Origin of the sequence: Burkholderia sp. Ac-20384 (assembly GCF_017104605.1) — a bacterium.
Taxonomy (GTDB): domain Bacteria; phylum Pseudomonadota; class Gammaproteobacteria; order Burkholderiales; family Burkholderiaceae; genus Burkholderia; species Burkholderia lata.
Genome location: NZ_JAAGPE010000024.1, coordinates 29,195 through 46,455, shown reverse-complemented (window position 1 = coordinate 46,455; position 17,261 = coordinate 29,195). Strand labels below are relative to the sequence as shown.

17 protein-coding genes are annotated in these 17,261 nt (G+C 66.3%); 11 read left to right on the top strand and 6 right to left on the bottom strand.

Annotation, left to right across the window (positions count from 1 at the left end; all coding sequences use genetic code 11):
* Positions 1-553 precede the first annotated feature (553 nt).
* From G3O00_RS07210 to G3O00_RS07185, 6 genes are all read left to right on the top strand, one after another.
* Positions 554-1,768 (top strand): cation:proton antiporter, encoded by a 1,215-nt coding sequence (locus G3O00_RS07210; protein ID WP_011350491.1) that lies wholly within the window; start codon positions 554-556, stop codon positions 1,766-1,768.
* Positions 1,769-1,782: 14 nt separating this feature from the next.
* Entirely contained in the window at positions 1,783-2,898 is a 1,116-nt protein-coding gene (locus tag G3O00_RS07205; RefSeq protein ID WP_006490006.1) for a YbdK family carboxylate-amine ligase, read from the top strand.
* Between the two features lie 508 nt (positions 2,899-3,406).
* On the top strand, positions 3,407-4,045 hold the full coding sequence (locus G3O00_RS07200) for a MarR family winged helix-turn-helix transcriptional regulator (RefSeq protein ID WP_011350493.1): 639 nt from the start codon (positions 3,407-3,409) through the stop codon (positions 4,043-4,045).
* A gap of 28 nt (positions 4,046-4,073) precedes the next feature.
* Positions 4,074-4,784 (top strand): glutamine amidotransferase, encoded by a 711-nt coding sequence (locus G3O00_RS07195; protein WP_174940260.1) that lies wholly within the window; start codon positions 4,074-4,076, stop codon positions 4,782-4,784.
* 215 nt (positions 4,785-4,999) lie between these two features.
* The gene (locus G3O00_RS07190) at positions 5,000-6,112 is read left to right on the top strand and encodes an NADH:flavin oxidoreductase/NADH oxidase (protein WP_174935473.1); all 1,113 of its coding nucleotides are present in this window, start codon (positions 5,000-5,002) and stop codon (positions 6,110-6,112) included.
* Positions 6,113-6,291: 179 nt separating this feature from the next.
* On the top strand, positions 6,292-6,822 hold the full coding sequence (locus tag G3O00_RS07185; protein ID WP_174935475.1) for an SET domain-containing protein-lysine N-methyltransferase: 531 nt from the start codon (positions 6,292-6,294) through the stop codon (positions 6,820-6,822).
* A 135-nt stretch (positions 6,823-6,957) separates the two neighbouring features.
* Here G3O00_RS07185 and G3O00_RS07180 read toward each other — a convergent pair whose 3' ends face one another.
* Together G3O00_RS07180 and G3O00_RS07175 are read right to left on the bottom strand one after the other, a co-directional pair.
* The gene (locus G3O00_RS07180; RefSeq protein WP_206142566.1) at positions 6,958-8,442 is read right to left on the bottom strand and encodes a sensor histidine kinase; all 1,485 of its coding nucleotides are present in this window, start codon (positions 8,440-8,442) and stop codon (positions 6,958-6,960) included.
* 118 nt (positions 8,443-8,560) lie between these two features.
* Positions 8,561-9,253: a response regulator transcription factor gene (locus G3O00_RS07175; RefSeq protein WP_006401494.1), complete on the bottom strand. Its 693-nt coding sequence runs from the start codon at positions 9,251-9,253 to the stop codon at positions 8,561-8,563.
* 122 nt (positions 9,254-9,375) lie between these two features.
* Between G3O00_RS07175 and G3O00_RS07170 the strand changes: the two genes are divergently transcribed.
* A complete protein-coding gene (locus tag G3O00_RS07170; RefSeq protein WP_041492710.1) occupies positions 9,376-9,606 on the top strand; it encodes a DUF3717 domain-containing protein in 231 nt (76 codons plus the stop codon).
* Positions 9,607-9,698: 92 nt separating this feature from the next.
* On the opposite strand, the gene G3O00_RS07165 is transcribed toward G3O00_RS07170, so the two are convergent.
* Positions 9,699-10,007, bottom strand: a complete 309-nt coding sequence (locus tag G3O00_RS07165; RefSeq protein ID WP_011350499.1) for a 4a-hydroxytetrahydrobiopterin dehydratase — start codon at positions 10,005-10,007, stop codon at positions 9,699-9,701.
* Positions 10,008-10,154: 147 nt separating this feature from the next.
* A complete protein-coding gene (gene phhA, locus G3O00_RS07160) occupies positions 10,155-11,048 on the bottom strand; it encodes a phenylalanine 4-monooxygenase (protein WP_241025013.1) in 894 nt (297 codons plus the stop codon).
* A 139-nt stretch (positions 11,049-11,187) separates the two neighbouring features.
* Here phhA and G3O00_RS07155 point away from each other — a divergent pair, with 139 nt between their 5' ends.
* On the top strand, positions 11,188-11,673 hold the full coding sequence (locus G3O00_RS07155) for an Lrp/AsnC family transcriptional regulator (RefSeq protein ID WP_006408082.1): 486 nt from the start codon (positions 11,188-11,190) through the stop codon (positions 11,671-11,673).
* A gap of 66 nt (positions 11,674-11,739) precedes the next feature.
* Here G3O00_RS07155 and G3O00_RS07150 read toward each other — a convergent pair whose 3' ends face one another.
* Together G3O00_RS07150 and G3O00_RS07145 are read right to left on the bottom strand one after the other, a co-directional pair.
* The gene (locus G3O00_RS07150; protein ID WP_174935479.1) at positions 11,740-12,273 is read right to left on the bottom strand and encodes a class IV adenylate cyclase; all 534 of its coding nucleotides are present in this window, start codon (positions 12,271-12,273) and stop codon (positions 11,740-11,742) included.
* Between the two features lie 234 nt (positions 12,274-12,507).
* On the bottom strand, positions 12,508-13,407 hold the full coding sequence (locus G3O00_RS07145; protein ID WP_011350502.1) for a LysR family transcriptional regulator: 900 nt from the start codon (positions 13,405-13,407) through the stop codon (positions 12,508-12,510).
* Positions 13,408-13,578: 171 nt separating this feature from the next.
* Here G3O00_RS07145 and G3O00_RS07140 point away from each other — a divergent pair, with 171 nt between their 5' ends.
* The 3 genes from G3O00_RS07140 (at position 13,579) to G3O00_RS07130 (ending at position 17,258) form a co-directional block, all read left to right on the top strand.
* Positions 13,579-15,264 carry a choline dehydrogenase gene (locus G3O00_RS07140; protein ID WP_206142564.1) on the top strand — a complete coding sequence of 562 codons (1,686 nt, stop codon included), beginning with the start codon at positions 13,579-13,581 and terminating at the stop codon, positions 15,262-15,264.
* 462 nt (positions 15,265-15,726) lie between these two features.
* Positions 15,727-16,506, top strand: a complete 780-nt coding sequence (locus G3O00_RS07135; RefSeq protein WP_021160426.1) for an ABC transporter ATP-binding protein — start codon at positions 15,727-15,729, stop codon at positions 16,504-16,506.
* The gene (locus G3O00_RS07130; protein ID WP_174935485.1) at positions 16,503-17,258 is read left to right on the top strand and encodes an ABC transporter ATP-binding protein; all 756 of its coding nucleotides are present in this window, start codon (positions 16,503-16,505) and stop codon (positions 17,256-17,258) included. The genes G3O00_RS07135 and G3O00_RS07130 overlap by 4 nt, the downstream gene beginning before the upstream one ends.
* The last annotated feature ends 3 nt before the right edge of the window (positions 17,259-17,261 follow it).

Sequence of the window (17,261 nt, the reverse complement as noted above, 5' to 3'; positions counted from 1 at the left end):
CTGGGCAACTCGGCACAGCTGTGAAGCGGCCCAAAAGTTGCTCAACTCAAACCTCTGTGCACGAACAGTCTGTGCAACGGGTTATGGGCTCTGCAACATCTTGATCTGTCGACGTAAACCGAAGTTATCCACAGAACTGTGCGTCCTTTGTTAACTTCTACTATGTATATATACAAGTAAACCTTTGAAACCAAAGACCTGCGGTGCCGCACAGCGCCGCGAGTCGATTCAATGGGTTCCAGACCGAAAAAGCTGTGGCACAATCGGTTTCCTTCGCGTTCATCCGGCCAGGCGCCGGACATGCTTCAATGGAACGGTCGGCACGATTTCGAATCTGAATCTTCGAGACTGCGCAGTCCGTTCACACACCAGGCCGACAATCCAGATCGGCAACCTGAACGACTTTCCGCCCTGTGGCGGAAAAGGCGGATCCCATGTCCCGCCGTCGTCGACACAACAATCACATTCGGGGCGATACCCAGCCGGCGCGCATCCATTTCTGACGCTTGACCCCGCGTCGCTGGCGGTCGCTTCCAAAGGAGAAGTCACCACGATGAAGTCGGCGTTCTCATTCCTGCCCAACTGGCCGCTCACGCCGGATGCCGTGTTCTGGGCCGGGCTCGCGTTGTTCGCGGCCGGCCTGTGTGGCGAGCTTTGCTATCGCGCATGGCGTCTGCCTCGCATCACCGGTTATGCGGTGATCGGTCTCATCGCCGGGTCGTTCGGATTCGGCGTGATCGATGCCAGCACCGACGAAACGTCCCGGTTGCTGATCGACGTCGCGCTCGGCCTGTTGCTGTTCGAGCTCGGCAGCCGCCTCGACCTGCGCTGGATCCGGCGCAATCCGTGGCTCATCGCATCGAGCCTTGCCGAAGCCACGCTGTCGTTCGTGCTGGTGCTGTTCGTGATGCTCGCGCTCGGCGTGTCGGGGATGGTTGCGCTCGTGCTGTCGGCGATCGCGATCGCGACGTCGCCGTCGATGGTGATCCAGCTGAAGACCGAACTGCGTGCGGAAGGGCAGGTGTCGCAACGCCTCATCACATTGACCGCGCTCAACAGCGTCTATGCGATCGTGCTGACCAAGCTCGTGACGAGCTGGCTCCACCAGGAAGCGTACGGCAACGTGTTTGCGACGATCCTGCAGCCGCTCTACCTGATCGCCGGTTCGTTCATCGTTGCGTATGTGGTCGCACGTTCGTGCAACTACCTGTTCCGCCACATGACCGCGACGATGCGCGACGAGCATTCGTTCGTCGCGTTGTTCGGGCTCGTGATGCTCGCGATCGCCGTCGCCCAGGCGCTGAAGTTGTCGACGCTGCTTACGCTGCTGCTTGCCGGCATCATCGTGAAGAACCTCGAAGCGCGCCCGCAACTGTGGCCCGAGCACTTCGGCACGGCCGGCTGGCTGCTGACGGTGATCCTGTTCGTGCTCACGCTCACGTCGTTCACGTGGGGTGACATCGCGCTCGGCGGGCTGCTCGCGATCGTGCTGATCGTCACGCGGCTCGTCGCGAAGCTGGCCGGCGTCGTCGCGTTCGCGAAGCCGAGCGGCATCGGGATGAAGCAGGGCATCGCGCTCGGCATTGCGCTCACGCCGATGTCCGCGCTGTCGTACCTGCTCGTCGACGACACCTACCAGCTCTATCCGAATTTCGACCCGCACCTGCGCGCGATCGTGATGTGCACGATCGTGATCCTGCAGCTCGTCAGCCCGTTCATCGTGTACCGCTGCCTGTCGGCGGTCGGTGAACGCAGCGACAGCAACTGATTCCGGAACCTGCCATGGCACTCGAAACCTTCGTCAATTCCGAGCCGTTTACGTTCGGCGTCGAACTGGAGATCCAGGTCGTCAACACGCACAACTACGACCTGACCAAAGCAGCGTCCGACCTGATGCGCCTGATCCAGGGCGAGACCTTCCCGGGCAACATCACGCCGGAAATCACCGAGAGCATGATCGAGCTGTCGACCGGCATCTGCCATTCGCACGAGCAGGCGGTGAGCGAGCTGCACGCGATCCGCGACGTGCTCGTGAAGGCGGCCGACCAGCTCAACGTCGGGCTGGCCGGCGGCGGCACGCATGCATTCCAGCAATGGAGCGACCGGCAGATCTACGATGCGCCGCGCTTCCAGTACATCTCCGAGCTGTACGGCTATCTCGCCAAGCAGTTCACCGTGTTCGGCCAGCACGTGCACATCGGCTGCCCCGATCCCGACAGCGCGCTGTTCCTGCTGCACTCGATGTCGCGCTTCATTCCGCACTTCATCGCGCTGTCCGCGTCGTCGCCGTTCGTGCAGAACGTCGACACCGGCTTCCACTCGGCACGCCTGAATTCGGTGTTCGCGTTCCCGCTGTCGGGCCGTGCGCCGTTCGTGCTGACCTGGGACAGCTTCGAGGAGTACTTCACGAAGATGGTGAACACCGGCGTCGTCAACTCGATGAAGGACTTCTACTGGGACATCCGCCCGAAGCCGGGCTACGGGACGATCGAGGTGCGCGTGATGGACACGCCGCTGTCGGTCGACCGCGCGGCGGCGATCGCCTGCTACATCCAGACGCTCGCGCGCTACCTGCTGACCGACCGGCCGCTGAAGCTGTCCGAGGACGACTACCTCGTCTACACGTTCAACCGTTTCGAGGCGTGCCGCTTCGGGCTCGAGGGCACCTGCGTGAATCCTCAGACGGGTGAGCGCCGCACGATCGCCGAGGACATCCTCGACACGCTCGACCGGATCGCGCCGCATGCGGCCGCACTCGGCTCGCGCGCGGCACTCGACGAGATCGGTGCGCTCGCCAAGGCGCGCGTGAACGACGCATCGTGGTTGAGAACCGTTTTCAAACAGGAAAAATCGCTCAATGAGACGGTCCGCCAGCAGTGCTTACGTTGGCGCGAGTGAAAAAATGTTTTGCAGATTACGGGGTCGACCGAGTCGCGATTCACTGAACGATCGGCGGCCCCGATTGCGGCCGAAATCGTTGCCGGTTGTCCTGAAAATCTGTGGATAACTTGATATTCCGCTGCAAAGTCAACGATCTGTGCGCGGGATAACCCGGTGGATCATTGCGGTCGGCCCGATGGCCGATCCGAACAGGAAAATGCCCTTGCGCACCGTTCGGCGGGCGTTCGGCATTGCAGGCACAACGAAAAATTTTGGTTATCCAGCGATTTTCCACAGAATGAAGGGGATAACTTAGCTGTGCGATTTTCCGCTCTCGCTTAGAATGTCGGCTTTGCGGACACCGGAACGTCGAGTGTCTTACCGGTCGCCGCGAACGCGACCGCCGCGTGTGCCCTCGCGACGGCCGTGCTGATGCACTCGCAAGAGCGTGTCTGTTTTGAGATAGACATTCGATCTCCACACTACGGCCGCTCGGCAAACCGGGCGGCGGCAAAGCGAAAAGACTATGAGCGAAGGCGTTTACGGGAATCAGGCTTCGGGACGTGTGACCCACAGCCTGCTGCGGTTGAGTACGGCCATGCGAAGCCAGGCATGGGATTGGGCGGAAGGCGCAGGCCTCACGCCGACACAGGGCGAGATTCTCGTGCTGCTGCTGCAGCGCAAGGGCCCGATGCGGCTCGGCGAGATCGCGCGCGAGACGCAGCTGACCGCGGCGACCACGAGCGATGCGGTGAGCACGCTCGAGACCAAGGGTCTCGTCGAGAAGCGCCGTGCACTCGACGACGGTCGCGCGCTGGCCGTGCGCCTGTCGGCCCGTGGCCGCACGGCTGCGAAGAAGGCACTGCAATGGCCTGAATTCCTGACGAAAGCGGTCGGCAAGCTCGGCGCGGACGAGCAGGGCGCACTGTATCGCGCGCTGCTGAAGACGCTGCGCGAACTGCAGGTGGCCGGTGCGACGCCGCCGCAGCGCATGTGCGTGACGTGCGCCCACTTCCAGCCGGGCAAGCTGTCGAAGAAGACCGTGCATCACTGCGCGGCGCTCGACATCTCGATGACGGACAGCGATCTGCGTCTCGACTGCTCGGTGCAGGAAGAGGCCGACGCGGCGACGCAGAAGAAGACCTGGAAGATTTTCGCAGGCTGACGTCCGTCGATCGACCGGGAGGCCGATGATGAACGCTGAAGTCGTGGCGATCCGCCACGTGCATTTCGAGGATCTCGGGAGCTTCGAGCAGGTGCTCGGCGAACGGGGTCGGCGGGTGCGCTATGTCGACGTCGGGTCGTCGCGAGTCGAGGTGCTCGACGTGCTCGAGCCGTCGCTCCTCGTCGTGCTCGGCGGGCCGCTCAGCGTGTACGACGATGCGCAGTATCCGACGATCGCGCCGCTCGCGGCGCTCGTGCGCAAGCGCATCGACGCCGGGCTGCCGATCCTCGGGATCTGCCTCGGCGCGCAGTTCATCGCCCGGGCGCTCGGTGCACGTGTCTATCCGGCTGCGCAGCACGAACTCGGCTGGGCGCCGCTGACGCTCACCGACGCCGGCCGCGCATCGCCGCTGCGCCATCTCGATGGCGCGGCGACGTCGATGCTGCACTGGCATGGCGACACGTTCGACCTGCCGGGCGGGGCGATGCATCTCGCGTCGACACCGGCCTGCCGTCACCAGGCATTCGCATGGGGCCAGCACGTGCTGGCGCTGCAATGCCATCCGGAAATCCGCACCGACCGCTTCGAACCGTGGCTGATTTCGAATGCCGGCGAAATCGCGGCGACACCGGGCATCGACGCGCGCCAGTTGCGTGCCGATACCGCTCAGCACGGCCCCGCGCTCGAGGCGGCCGCGCGCCGCATGTTCGCGGAGTGGCTCGACAGCGTCGGACTCTGACGCCGGCGGCGGCACTGCCGTTCGCCGCGAAGGTGTTGCCCGGCCCGCATCCGTTGCAGGCCGGCGCATCGCCGTATGCGCTGCCTTTTCTCCGTTGCAGGCAACCGGCCGCCGGCTGTACCTGACCATCCGCTTACTGCCGGGTGCGCCATCTGCACGCTTGCCGCCTGCGTGCTACGCTCGTTCGCTCTTTCCTTTCCTGGCGAGCGGCCTCCATGACTGCGCTGTTTTCCCCGTTCACGCTGCGCGGCGTGACCCTTCCGAACCGGATCGTGATCTCCCCGATGTGCCAGTATTCGGCCGAACGCGGCGAGGCGACCGACTGGCACATGATTCACCTCGGCCATCTCGCGCTGTCGGGCGCGGGGCTGCTCTGCATCGAGGCGACCGCCGTGGAACCCGACGGGCGCATTACGCACGGCGACCTCGGCCTCTGGGACGACGTGACCGAAGCCGCGCTGAAGCCGGTGCTGGCCGCGATCCGCAAGCATTCGCCGGTCCGCGTCGCGATGCAGTTGTCGCATGCGGGGCGCAAGGCGTCGAGCAACGTGCCGTGGCAGGGCGGTCAGCTCGTGTCGGTCGCCGACGGCGGCTGGTTGCCGCATGCGCCGTCGGCCGTGCCGCACAAGGATGGCGAGACGCCGCCGCTCGCACTCGATGCCGCGGGCCTGAACCGGATCCGCGAAGCGTTCGCGGCCTCGGCGAAGCGGGCCGCGCGGCTCGGCATCGACGCGATCGAGGTGCACGCGGCACACGGCTACCTGCTGCACCAGTTCCTGTCGCCGCTCGCGAACCAGCGCACCGACGAATACGGCGGCTCGCTCGAAAACCGCATGCGTTTCCCGCTCGAGATCTTCGAGATCGTGCGCGCGGCGTTTCCGGAAGACCGGCCGGTCGGCGTGCGCGTGTCCGCGACCGACTGGGTCGAAGGCGGCTGGGAGCTCGACGATACGATCGCGTTCGCGCACGAACTGAAGCGCCGCGGCTGCGACTGGATCGACGTGTCGTCCGGCGGCGTGTCGCCGCTGCAGAAGATTCCGCTGTCGGCCGGCTACCAGGTGCCGTTCGCGCAGGCCGTGAAGCGCGCGGTCGGCATGCCGACGATCGCCGTCGGCCTGATCAACGAGCCCGCGCATGCGAACCGGCTCATCGAGGCCGGCGATGCCGATTTCGTCGCGATGGCTCGTGCGATCCTGTACGACCCGCGCTGGCCGTGGCATGCGGCGGCCGAGCTCGGCGCGCAGGTGACGGCGCCGCCGCAATACTGGCGCTCGCAGCCGCGCGAGCACAAGGCGTTGTTCGGCGACATCGCATTCGGCCAGCGTTGAGCGCCGCGCGTGCAATATTGCGCGTGATGTTGAACGAAGCAATCGTGAACGTGTAGGATGCGGGTGATTCGCCGCATGCCCCGACGCGGCACCAACCGGTGCCGCGTTTTCGTTTTGCGCGACGCCAGGCCGCGACCGCGGCCGCCTCCATTCAAGTCGTCTTCACAAGGATTCGTTCGATGAGTTCACGCAGGATCGCGGTGCGCCGCTCGGGAGTACACGGCAAGGGCGTGTTCGCCGTGGCGCCGATCAAGGCCGGCGAGCGCGTAGTGGAATACAAGGGCGAACGAATTTCGTGGAAGGAAGCGCTGCGCCGCCACCCGCACGACCCGAGCGAACCGAACCATACGTTCTACTTCGCACTCGACGAAGGCGGGGTGATCGACGGCAAGATCGACGGTAACAGCGCGCGCTGGATCAACCACTCGTGCGCGCCGAACTGCGAAGCCGAGGAAGTCAAAGGCCGCGTGTACATCCACGCGCTGCGCGACATCGGGGCGGAAGAGGAGCTGTTCTACGACTACGGCCTCGTGATCGATGCGAAGCTGACGAAGACGCTCAAGCGCGAATACGCGTGCCATTGCGGCGCGGCGTCGTGCCGCGGCACGCTGCTCGCGACGACCGACGAGGGCGGGAAGAAGAAAAAGAAGAAGGACAAGAAGGACGGCAAGTCCGAGTCCCGGTCGAAGGACAAGAAAAGCAAGAAGTAACGCAGGCGGCGGCGCATCGTGCGCTGCCGCTGTCGTTTCAGCAGACGGCTGCCGCATCGTGCAGCCGTGCTGTCCGCCTTCCTCATCCGGCGCGCGGCCCGATCAGCGGCCGCCCGCCGTGAGTCCCTCCATCCCTCAGTGCGTCGACGCGGCGGCCGGTGTTTCGCTGGCCGGCTTCTCGGTGCGCGCGACCAGCGGCACTCTCACGACGAAGCGCGAACCGCCTTCCGATGCATCCTCGTACGAGACGGTGCCGCCGTGTATCGCGATGATGTCGTGCACGATCGCGAGGCCGAGCCCGGCGCCCGTCTCGACGCCGTTGCCGCTTTGCGCGTCACCGCGGAAGAAGCGCTTGAACAGGTCGGCCTGCTGGTTGGCGGGCACGCCGGGGCCGTTGTCCTCGACGACGATCTCGGCGGCCGGCTGGCCGTCCTCGAGCGCGCCGCGCGCGACGTTCACCGTGATCCGCGCGCCATTCGGCCGTGCGAGCGGCACGTACTTCAGCGCATTGTCGAGCAGGTTCGCGATCACCTCGCGCAGCAGCACGGGGTTGCCGCGCACGACCAGCTTCTCGTCGTCACCGGGATCGTCGGTGCGCTGGAAGCCGAGGTCGACGTGCGACGCGAGGGCGCGCGGCACCCATTCGGCGCCCGTCTCGAACGCCATCGCCGCGAGGTCGACGTCGACGAACCGCGCGGCCTGTTCGCCCGGTTCCGCGCGGGCGAGCGACAGCAACTGGTTGGACAGCCGCACCGCGCGGTCGGCGGCCGCGCGCAGTTCGCGCACCGCGGCGAAGGTCTGGTGCGGGTCGCGCGCAACGGCCGCTTGCTCCGCATGCAGCTTCACGGCCGTGAGCGGCGTGCGCAACTGGTGCGCGGCATCGGCGATGAACTTGCGCTGCGCGTCGAGGGCAGTCTTCAGGCGGCCGAGCAGCGCGTTCATCGCGCTCGTCAGTGGCCGGATTTCCAGCGGCACCTCGGTTTCGTCGACCGGTTCCAGCGACGTGTGGGTCTGCCGGTTCAGCGAATCGGCCAGGTGCGTGAGCGGGCCGAGCTGCTGGTTCACGACGCGCCACACGATGCCCCAGCCCGCGAGCAGCAGCAGCAGCAGCGGCATCATGATCGCGACGAGGAATTCGGCCGCGATCCGGTAGCGGTGCCGCACCGGCTGCGCGACCTCGACGACCATCGGCTTGCCGCCGTCGACGTCGTCGACGCGCACCTGCGCAACCCGCACCGCGCGGTTGTCGTATTCAGCCTCGAACACGTACGCGTGATGCATGCGGCGCACGTTGATGCCCTGCAGCGGCAGCTTCGGATCGCCGGCGAGTTCCTGTTCGCCGTCGCTGATCCGGTAGATCAGCGCTTCGGCGGGATCGGAGAACATCGCCTGTGCGAGCGGCGGCACCGTGAACGGCGCGTCGGGGCCGGCGATCTGGATCTGTTTGGAGATGGCGGTCGCGAGATCGGCGAGCGAGCGGTCGATCACGTGCTGCGTGTACTGCCACGCGAGCCAGTAGGCGATCAGGCCGCTCATCAGCGCGAGCATCGACAGCGGGGCGGCGAGGCGCCGGAGCAGCGAGCGGCGCAGGCTGGTGGTCACAGCCGGATCAGGAGACATTTCGACGGGCAAATGGATAAGCGCCGCTCACGGGGAGCGGCGCGGTCTTGCGCCGGGCGGCGACGCGGAGCAGCGTGCACACACGGGCGGCACGTGGCCGCCCGGCGTGCGGTGCCGCTCAGACGCTCGCCGTCTGGCGGATTTCCTGCAGCAGGTAGCCGAAGCCGCGCACCGTGACGATTTCGACACGGCACTGCTCGAGTTTCTTGCGCACGCGGTGCACGTAGACTTCGATCGCGGTGTCGCCGAGATCGCCGCCGAAGTGCGTGAGGTGATCCTGCAGCTGGGCCTTGCTGACGACGCGGCCGTGGCGCAGCAGCAGCATCTCGAGCACCGCGAATTCACGCGGCGACAGTTCGAGCGGCTTGTCGTCGTTGAAGATGCGGCGGTCGACGCCCGACAGGCGGACGCCGCCGAGCGACACTTCCGGACGCGGCATGTCGCTGTGCGGGCCGCTGCGGCGCATCACCGCGCGGATGCGCGCTTCGAGCTCGGCCGGCTCGAACGGCTTGAGCATGTAGTCGTCGGCGCCGGAGTTCAGGCCCTGGATCCGGTCGTTCAGCTCGTCGCGTGCGGTCAGCACGATGACGGGCGTGTGGCGGTTGGTCTGGCGGAAGCGCGTGAGCAGCGTCATCCCGTCGATGCCCGGCAGGCCGAGGTCGAGGATCACGAGTTCGTGGCGGTTCTGTGCCAGCGCCTGTTCGGCAAAGATGCCGTCATGCACCATGTCGACGGTGAAGCCAGCCTGCTCGAGGCTGCTCTGGATACCGCGTGCGATGGGGCGGTCGTCTTCAATCAGAAGGAGTCGCATGAAGTTCGCTCAAGTACAATGGGTTGGCGGTTCAGGCACGCGGACAGCACGACGCCGTTTCCACAGGGGCGCCGCAACACCTGACATCAAGCATGGCGGCCAGCGAACGATTAAATCCAAACATGTCCGATATTTCGATCAACGACCTAGAAGCCGCGATCAATTTCTGGCGCGCCCGCTCGCCGTCGAGCGGCGACGAACTCAAACTCTGCGAAGAGGCCAGCGCGCTTTCCAAGCCGTATGCGCTGCTGATTGTACAGCGCGAAAGCGCGCTGCAACTGGAAGGTTTGGACCCCAAGGCACGGATTGCATACGAGACTTACGTGCGCCTTAAGGATGGCTTGGAAAGCTGAAGGCTTTCGCTCACTACATCCTAGAAAACGTTCATCGAAATGAAAAGTTGACGCGCCGCGCATCGAAAGACGCGCGGCGGTAGAGGAATGCCTCAGGCGGCGGGTTGCGCGTGCGCGCCGGCACGGTCGATGAACAGTGCCAGTTCGATGTCGCGTTCGGTCAGGCCGTCGGCATCGTGGGTCGACAGCGTGATGTCGACGCGGTTGTACACGTTGAACCATTCCGGATGGTGGTTCATTTCCTGCGCCTTGATCGCGACGCGCGTCATGAAGCCGAATGCTTCGTTGAAATCGGCGAAGCGCAGGCTGCGCTGGATCGCATCGCGGCCCGGTACGGCCGTCCAGAGCGGCAGGCCTTCGAGCCGGGTCTTGCGTTCTTCTGATGTGAGCTTGTGGATCATCTTGCACCTCTCGGTCGGTAACGGCGCCCGCGCACGGCTGCGCCGCGCGGCGAAGCCGGCACCGGTCATTGTTTCATAGTTGTGGGACGGCCATCCGGGGGAGGCGATCGGGCGGCCGGCAGAGGCGTGTTCCGGCACCCTCGAGCGTCATGCGTCGTCGTCGTCGGACCAGCCTTCGCCCGTGCCGCGATGCAGCACGCGATCGGTATCGAGCACCGCGCAGGCCACGAACTCCGGCAGCGCCGCCAGCCGGTCGGCCAGCGCACGGCCGTCGACGTCGGCGAGCGCGAACAGCTGCGCGAAATCGTCGATCACGAAGTAGGTCTTCTGGAACGTGTCGATCCGGTACTTCGTGCGCATCACGCGCTCGAGGTCGAAGCCGAGCCGGTTCGGCGCCGCGCTTTCGAGGCTGTACAGGCTTTCGCCCTTGCTCGACACGATCCCGGCACCGTAGATCGACAGCCCGTTCGTGCCGCGCGGATCGCGGATCAGCCCGAATTCCACCGTATACCAGTAGAGCCGCGCGAGGCGCGCCAGCGCGGCTTCGTCGTCGGCGACCGCGAGCGCGGTGCGGCCGTACGCCTGCATGTAGTCGGCGAACACCGGGTTGATCAGCAGCGGCACGTGGCCGAACAGGTCGTGGAAGCAGTCGGGTTCCTGCAGGTAGTCGAGCTGGTCGGGGCGGCGCATCCACCAGGTGACGGGGAAGCGCCGGTTCGCGAGATGCTCGAAGAACACGCGGTCGGGCACGAGGCCCGGCACCGCGACGATTTCCCAGCCCGTTGCCGGCTTCAACTGGCGGTTCACGTCGGCGAACGACGGCACGCGATCGGCCGGCAGGTCGATCTTCCCGAGCCCCGCGACGAATGCGTCGCACGCGCGCCCGCGCAGCAGCGCCGACTGGCGTGCATAGAGCTGCTTCCACACCGCGTGGTCGACCTGGCCGTAACGCGTGAGCGGCTGGTCGATGGTGAAATCGGCGCGGGTTTCGAGGCCCGCATCGAACTGCTCCTGCAGTTTCGCGGTGACGACGGTGGACATGATCTGGCTCTGCACTTGGCGGTTGGGAACCATGCAAGTGTAGAGCGGGCTGCGCGCGGAATGGGCGCAATATTGGCGCTGATTCGCTCGATGATGCGATAATCGCGCATTAAATCACGAATCAATGCGGAGAATGCTCATGCTGGAACTCGATCACTTCGATCTCGCGCTGCTGGACGTGCTGCAGCGCTTCGGCCGCGCGACACATCAGCAGCTCGGCGAGGAGGTGCCGCTGTCGCCGTCGCAGATCGGCCGGCGGCTGCAGCGCCTCGAGGCGGCCGGCGTGATCGAAGGCTACCGCGTGATGCTGCGCCCCGAAAAGCTCGGGCTCGGCGTCACCGCGTTCACGAGCCTCAAGCTCAAGCATCACGGCGATTCGATCATCGAGCAGTTCCAGCAGCAGATCGACGTGCTGCCCGAAGTGCTCGAATGCCATGCGGTGGTGGGCGATGCCGACTACCTGCTGCGGATCGTCGCGCCCGACCTGAACGCGTTGTCGCAATTCGTGATGAAGAAACTGATGCGCGTGCCGGGCGTCGACAGCGTGCGCTCGAACATCGTGCTGACGACCTTCAAGCGCAACGGCGCGCTGCCGCTCGCGCACCTGGCACCCGGCGCCGCATAACGCGGCGACAGGGCGGCGGCAGGGTTGAAGGCGGCGCGGGCTGCGCCGCCGCAGGGCGGGGCCGGATCAGGCCGTTTCGTGCTGCGTGTCGGCGTTCAGCAGGTCGACGTACGCGACCGCGACGAGATCGTCCTGCGACACGCCGAGTTTCGCGAACACGTCGTGCGCTTCGGCTTCGCCGCCGGCTTCGTCGTCGTCGGGGCCGAGCACGACTTCCAGTTCGATGAAATCGCCGAGGCCGTCGACGCGGTCGAGGTGGATGCGGGTGCGGCCCGCGAGGTACACGTGCCGTTCCTTCGTCACGATCCCGCGCGTGGTCAGCGCGGTGGCGAGCAGCGCGTGCATCGCGTCGGGGTTCGTCACCGGGCTGCGCGTGTAGTACGACGCCTTCGGGCCGTCGCGGTCGTCGCGCTGGTAGAAGATCAGTTCGGCCGGCGTGCCGTCCTCGAAGCGGCGCAGCTTCAGCCGGCCGCGCGGCACGTCATAGAAGAAATCCTGCTGGCGATAGAACAGCGGCGCTTCGGTCGCGAGGGTCGCCGCGCGTTCGCGCAGCCGGTCGAATTCGCGGGCGCGGGCTTTGATCTCGATGTTGCGGGCCATGCGGGTCTCCTTCAATCGGGGTCTCGCGGTGTGCGAACGCACAATCTAGCAAAAAGCCCGCGAAGGTGGCGTGACGAGCGGTGGGCCGCGGCGACACGACGCGGCCGGGCGTTCGGCCCCGTGATTTCGCCGTTCACGCACACGTGATGGCCCGCACGGCCGCCGGCTGCAGACCGGCGATGTGTCAGGCGTTGGCGCCCGATGCTTGGCCGGCCGTAGCGCTATCAGCGACACTCATATCGACCATTGCGCCTCGATCAGCCGCAGTGCCGCCGCGATCGCCGGTTCGTCGCACCGCTCGGCGAGTGCCACGAACGTCAGTTCGGTCGGCACCGTCACGGGCTCGACGATCGTCAGCGCATGCGCGTGCGCTTCGGCCAGCGCGGTCGAGTCGCGCGCGAGCGTCAACCCGATCCCCGATTTGACGAGATCGAGCATCGACTGCTCCTGGTCGACCTCGGCCACCTTGAGCGGCTGCGCGCCGGCATCGGCGAAGCGCCGCGACAGCAGCCGGTGGTGCGCGGACGCCGGCGGCGTCCAGATCCACGGCAGCGCGGCAAGCGAGCGCCAGTCGTGGGCGCGCTGCACGCGCTCCTTCCAGCCGGCGGGCGCAAGCACGCGGTACTGGAAATGCGTGAGCGTGACGGTGTGGAACAGTGCGCCGTCGAGCGGGTCGTCCTCGCCCGGACGGCCGATGTAGTAGCCGACGTCGAGCGCCTGCGTGCGCACCTGTTCGATCACCCAGCCCGACATCCCGTGCCGCAGCGCCGTCTCGATCTGAGGATGGGTTTCGACGAGCGCGCGCAGGAAGCCGCCGAGCCGCAGGAAACCCGGATCGAGGATCGTGCCGATCCGCAGCCTGCCGCGCACCTCGTGCCGCAGCGCAGCAGCGGCGCGCTGCACGTCGGCGGCCGCGGCGAGCGCGCGTTCCGCATGCGGCAACAGCGTCTGACCGTCGCGCGTGAGAGCGAGCCCGCGCGACGTGCGTGTAAACAGCGTGACGCCGAGCGTTTCCTGCAGATGCTTGATCTGCAGGCTGACCGCTGGCTGCGTCAGGTGCAGGTGTACGGCGGCGCGTGTCAGGTTGCCTTCGCGCGCGACCGTTGCGAACGCACGGAGCAGGGTGAGATCCATCGTCGTGATATGAGCGCAGCTTATAACGCAGTTCAGCATAACTCATTGGATCGGCGGCCGGCGGCCGGAGTACGCTTCATCGGTCGTGGCGCGCGGGGCCGCAAGCGTGGCTCGCGACGCACTATGCTGGAAATGACGCGCGGCGTTGCGCCGCGTGACAGGAGACAAACCGTGACTACCCAACGCACGCTAGAAGGCGAATTCGATTACGTGATCGTCGGCGCGGGCACCGCGGGCTGCGTGCTCGCGAACCGCCTGACCGAAGATCCCGATATCCATGTGCTGCTGCTCGAAGCGGGCGGCAAGGACGACTATCACTGGATCCATATCCCGGTCGGCTATCTGTATTGCATCGGCAACCCGCGCACCGACTGGCTGTACAAGACGCAGCCCGAAGCGGCGCTCAACGGCCGTGCGCTGTCGTATCCGCGCGGCCGCGTGCTCGGCGGCTGCTCGTCGATCAACGGGATGATCTACATGCGTGGCCAGCGCGAGGATTACGACAGCTGGGCACAGGAAACCGGCGACGCCGGCTGGTCGTGGGACAGCGTGCTGCCGATCTTCAAGCGCAGCGAGGATCACTATGCGGGCGAGAGCGACGCGCACGGCGCGGGCGGCTACTGGCGCGTCGAGAAGCAGCGGCTGCGCTGGGAGATCCTCGAATCGTTCGCGCAGGCTGCGCAGCAGACGGGCATCCCGGCAACCGACGATTTCAACCGTGGCGACAATGCCGGGGTCGGCTATTTCGAGGTGAACCAGAAGCGCGGCGTGCGCTGGAATACGTCGAAGGCGTTCCTGCGGCCCGCGATGGCGCGCCCGAACCTGACCGTGATCACCGGCGCGCAGGCGCAGCGCGTGATCTTCGACGGGCGGCGCGCGGTCGGCGTCGAATATCACGGCGGCGGCACCGATTACGTTGCACGGGCGCGCTCGGAGGTGCTGCTGACGTCCGGCGCGGTGAATTCGCCGCAGCTGCTCGAACTGTCGGGTATCGGCGACGGCCAGCGGCTGCAGGCGCTCGGCATCGACGTCGTGCAGGATCTGCCGGGCGTCGGTGAAAACCTGCAGGATCACCTGCAATTGCGGATGGCGTTTCGCGTCGAAGGCGTGCGCACGCTCAACACGCTGTCCGCGCACTGGTGGGGCAAGCTGATGATCGGCGCCGAATATGCGTTGTTGCAGCGCGGGCCGATGTCGATGGCGCCGTCGCAGCTCGGCGCGTTCGCCAGATCCGATCCCGATGACCCCGCGCTCACGCGCCCCGATCTCGAATACCACGTGCAGCCGCTGTCGCTCGAACGCTTCGGCGAGCCGCTGCACAGCTTCAACGCGTTTACGGCGTCCGTGTGCCATTTGCGGCCGACGTCGCGCGGCAGCGTGCATATCGCGAGCGCCGATCCGGGCGCGGCACCTGCGATCGCGCCGAACTATCTGTCGACCGACCACGATCGCCATGTTGCCGCGAACGCGCTGCGGCTCACGCGCCGGATCGCGTCCGCGCCGGCGCTCGCACGCTATCGTCCCGAGGAAATCCTGCCCGGCCTGCAGTACCGGAGCGAAGCCGAGCTGATCGAGGCGGCCGGCGCGGTCGGCACGACGATCTTTCATCCGGTCGGCACCTGCCGGATGGGGCGTGCGGACGACGAGCGCGCAGTGGTCGACAGCCGGCTGCGCGTGCGTGGCATCGCCGGGCTGCGGATCGTCGATGCATCGGTGATGCCGTTCATTACGTCGGGCAACACCAATTCGCCGACGCTGATGATCGCCGAGCGCGCGAGCGACATGATTCGTGCCGATCGCCGCGCGGCGCGCGAAGCGACGCCGGTGCGCACGGAGCCGGCGGTGACGGCCGCGTGACGGAACGCTGACACGCACGACAGCGGGCCGTCACGATGACGCCCGCTGATTCGCTATGCGAAACAAGCTGCCGTTGCAGCGCCGGTGCCGATGCTGATGGTGCCGAACACGCCGGTTCGCCGGCAAGATCCATGCAAGCCGTGCCGCCGCACGGCTTTTTTGTTGCGCGCCTGCCGGGCGTGCGGCGGGCAACGGTCGATGATGCACGTGTCAAAAAAACGGCGTGAAAAACCGTGCACAGCCGCACGCGACATGGCGGCCAGCCCTATAAGTGCAAATCCCGATGATTGCACTGCACCAACGGCGAGACAATGTGGCGCAGTGTGCATACGCGTCGGCGCGGGAGACCACCCTCGAGGCGTAACACGGCGCCCGGGGCAGCCCGCTCATCCGCTGACCTGTTTCGCGGACGCTTCTCGCGAATCTTCCCGGTGCTTCGCCTGACTTCGTACGGAAGGGAACATGATTCTCGGCGACACGATTCTGGAAACACGCGGACTGACCAAGGAATTCAGGGGTTTCACGGCCGTCAACGGCGTGAACCTGCGTGTGCGTCGCGGTGCGATCCATGCGCTGATCGGACCGAACGGCGCGGGCAAGACCACCTGCTTCAACCTCCTCACCAAATTCCTGACGCCGACGGCCGGCCAGATCGTCTTCAACGGCATCGACATCACCGACGAGCGGCCCGCGCAGGTTGCGAGGCGCGGCATCATCCGCTCGTTCCAGATCTCGGCGGTATTCCCGCACCTGACCGCGCTGCAGAACGTGCGCATCGGCCTGCAGCGCGCGCTCGGCACCGAATTCCATTTCTGGCGCAGCGAACGCACGCTGAAGCGGCTCGACGACCGCGCGATGGACCTGCTCACGCAGGTCGGTCTCACCGATTTCGCGCAGGTGCCGACCGTCGAGCTCGCATACGGCCGCAAGCGCGCGCTGGAGATCGCGACCACGCTCGCGATGGAGCCCGAACTGATGCTGCTCGACGAGCCCACGCAGGGGATGGGCCACGAGGACGTCGATCGCGTGACCGCACTGATCAAGAAGGTCGCGAGCGGCCGCACGATCCTGATGGTCGAGCACAACATGAACGTGATCGCGGGCATCTCCGACACGATCACCGTCCTGCAACGCGGCGAGGTGCTGGCCGAAGGCTCGTATGCGGAAGTGTCGAAGAATCCGCTCGTCATCGAGGCCTACATGGGCAGCGCCGACGCGGCGCTCGCGGGGGCGCACGCATGAAGCACAGCGAACGGGAGGAACGCGAATTGAGCGGCGTCGAAAGCGGCACGCCCGCGCTGGAGATCACGGGCCTGGAGGCCTGGTACGGGGAATCCCACATATTGCACGGTGTCGACCTGACGGTGCATCGCGGCGAGGTCGTCACGCTGCTCGGCCGCAACGGCGCGGGCCGCACGACGACGCTGCGCGCGATCATGGGCCTCACGGGCCGCCGCAGCGGGTCGATCAAGGTCGCGGGCAACGAGACGATCGGCCTCGCGACGCACCGCATCGCGCATTTCGGCATCGGCTACTGCCCGGAGGAGCGCGGGATCTTCTCGAGCCTGTCGTGCGAGGAGAACCTGATGCTGCCGCCGCCGATCGGTTCGCGCGACCACGCGATGTCGATCGACGAGATCTACACGATGTTCCCCAACCTCGCGTCGCGCCGGCAGAGCCAGGGCACGCGGCTCTCAGGCGGCGAGCAGCAGATGCTCGCGGTCGCGCGGATCCTGCGCACCGGCGCGAACCTGCTGCTGCTCGACGAGATTTCCGAAGGCCTCGCCCCGGTGATCGTGCAGGCGCTGGCGCGGATGATCGTCGCGCTCAAGGCGCGCGGCTACACGATCGTGATGGTCGAACAGAATTTCCGCTTCGCGGCACCGCTCGCCGACCGGTTCTACGTGATGGAGCACGGCAGCATCGTCGAACATTTCCAGGCGGCCGAACTGGAAAGCAAGATGCCGACCCTGCACGACCTGCTCGGGGTGTGACGC

Bases quoted from the DNA above. Each gene is read 5' to 3' on its own strand.
- G3O00_RS07185 (WP_174935475.1), top strand. From the start codon at position 6,292: ATGAGTTCACGCAGGATCGCGGTGCGCCGCTCGGGAGTACACGGCAAG.
- G3O00_RS07190 (WP_174935473.1), top strand. From the start codon at position 5,000: ATGACTGCGCTGTTTTCCCCGTTCACGCTGCGCGGCGTGACCCTTCCG.
- G3O00_RS07150 (WP_174935479.1), bottom strand. From the start codon at position 12,273: ATGGCCCGCAACATCGAGATCAAAGCCCGCGCCCGCGAATTCGACCGG.
- G3O00_RS07210 (WP_011350491.1), top strand. From the start codon at position 554: ATGAAGTCGGCGTTCTCATTCCTGCCCAACTGGCCGCTCACGCCGGAT.
- G3O00_RS07175 (WP_006401494.1), bottom strand. From the start codon at position 9,253: ATGCGACTCCTTCTGATTGAAGACGACCGCCCCATCGCACGCGGTATC.
- G3O00_RS07180 (WP_206142566.1), bottom strand. From the start codon at position 8,442: ATGTCTCCTGATCCGGCTGTGACCACCAGCCTGCGCCGCTCGCTGCTC.
- G3O00_RS07205 (WP_006490006.1), top strand. From the start codon at position 1,783: ATGGCACTCGAAACCTTCGTCAATTCCGAGCCGTTTACGTTCGGCGTC.
- phhA (WP_241025013.1), bottom strand. From the start codon at position 11,048: ATGTCCACCGTCGTCACCGCGAAACTGCAGGAGCAGTTCGATGCGGGC.
- G3O00_RS07195 (WP_174940260.1), top strand. From the start codon at position 4,074: ATGAACGCTGAAGTCGTGGCGATCCGCCACGTGCATTTCGAGGATCTC.
- G3O00_RS07130 (WP_174935485.1), top strand. From the start codon at position 16,503: ATGAAGCACAGCGAACGGGAGGAACGCGAATTGAGCGGCGTCGAAAGC.
- G3O00_RS07170 (WP_041492710.1), top strand. From the start codon at position 9,376: ATGTCCGATATTTCGATCAACGACCTAGAAGCCGCGATCAATTTCTGG.
- G3O00_RS07165 (WP_011350499.1), bottom strand. From the start codon at position 10,007: ATGATCCACAAGCTCACATCAGAAGAACGCAAGACCCGGCTCGAAGGC.
- G3O00_RS07145 (WP_011350502.1), bottom strand. From the start codon at position 13,407: ATGGATCTCACCCTGCTCCGTGCGTTCGCAACGGTCGCGCGCGAAGGC.
- G3O00_RS07200 (WP_011350493.1), top strand. From the start codon at position 3,407: ATGAGCGAAGGCGTTTACGGGAATCAGGCTTCGGGACGTGTGACCCAC.
- G3O00_RS07135 (WP_021160426.1), top strand. From the start codon at position 15,727: ATGATTCTCGGCGACACGATTCTGGAAACACGCGGACTGACCAAGGAA.
- G3O00_RS07155 (WP_006408082.1), top strand. From the start codon at position 11,188: ATGCTGGAACTCGATCACTTCGATCTCGCGCTGCTGGACGTGCTGCAG.